We start from the raw sequence: 1,478 nt of genomic DNA on the forward strand, positions 1-1,478 counted from the left end.
CAATACCGGTGATTTAGGTTGTTTTCCGGCTGGTCGAGGTGGCTCGGGTTGGCCCGACCAGTCGGACCGTCGGGGGGTATGGCCGTGGTGGGCTGTGGTGCTCGACTCGTTTGAGGGCCCAGTTGGACATCTTGCGTTTGATCACACGCGGGTTGGAGCGCAACCGCCGTGCGGGCAGTAGCCGTTCGGTGATCTCACGCAGGCTCTGGGTGATGGACCGGGCCAGTCGCGAGGGGGGAAAGCGCCGCCTGCCCGGTGACGTGGCGGCGGACGACGCGAAGAGTGCGAGTGAAGGAGACCCGGTCAGGATCGTGCCCGGCCTTGAGGGCAGCCTGGTGCATCAGGTCCCGCAGCGCGTGGTGGACCAGCAGAAACGCGAAGATCTCCTGTTCGACGCCGCGTGGGTGCTGGGAACGCAGCACCAGCCCCGGGACGCCCTGATGGTTCTTGATCTCGTCCAGGGTGCTCTCGATCTCCCACCGCTGGGCATAGAGGGCGGCAAGCTCCTCGGCCGGTGCCTGCCCGGGGTCGAGGATGGTGGTGATCAGCCGGTAGACGGTGCCGTCACCACCGCGTGGGCCGACGGTGTACTCGATCACCCGCACCCGCTCGGGGTCCGCGCGCCGGTAGTGGTCCCGCGCGGCGACGATCTCCGACAGGTAGGACCCGTCGGGGAGGGCTTCAAGGACCGGCAGCACCACGACGCTGCGGACCCGCCACAGCAGGTCCGCGCCGCCCGCCTTCGCAGCACGCCACAGGTCGAGACCGCAAAAGCCCCGGTCGGCGAGCACCAGCATGCCCTTCGTCAGCGCGGGGAACAGCCGCTGGGCCAGGACGCTCTCGTGGACCTTGAGTGGTCCGACCTCGGCCGCGAACACGGCATGGGTGCCGCACTCGGCCAGGGCCGCCACCCTCGCCTGCGGATACGCACTGCGGCCCTGCCCACGACTGGTACCGGGACGACCGAAGGACTGAGCGTTCGCCGCGGTGTCCGGAACATCGAAGACCGTGCCGTCCACCGCGACCAGCCGCCACCGCCGATACCAGGCGCCCTGCGTCCGCGCGACCGCCACCGGCCGGCACACCCGCGTGAACAGGGCCCGCAACGGCTCCGGACCGAGCCGTAACCGGGCCCGCCCGATCGCCGCCGTCGTGGGCACCCGCCAGGTCTTCACCCACCGGCCTTCGCGCTCCAGCCCTTGGACCAGAAGCCGGGCCACTTCTTCATAGCCCTGCCCGAAGAACAGACACATCGCCAGGACGAAGTAGACCACCACCCGTGCCGGCAGCAGCCGCGTTCGCTGTTCGACCCTGCCGCACTCGGCGACCACCTCGTCGACCAGTTCCGGCGGAAACGCCCGCGTCAGCACCCCCAACGCGATCCGATCCGAGAACCGATCAACCCCCGACGACTTCACCTGACCCGGTCTTGGCACAACCCACCCAACGACCAGAAACCACCAAAGTCACCGGTATTG

At 68.9% G+C, this 1,478-nt stretch carries 1 protein-coding gene; it reads right to left on the bottom strand.

What is annotated here, in order from left to right:
- Positions 1-194: 194 nt before the first annotated feature.
- Entirely contained in the window at positions 195-1,436 is a 1,242-nt protein-coding gene (locus ACFRAC_RS36780; protein ID WP_382939792.1) for an IS4 family transposase, read from the bottom strand.
- Between the last annotated feature and the right edge of the window lie 42 nt (positions 1,437-1,478).

Source organism: Streptomyces sp. NPDC056628, from assembly GCF_042792555.1.
Lineage (GTDB): Bacteria > Actinomycetota > Actinomycetes > Streptomycetales > Streptomycetaceae > Streptomyces.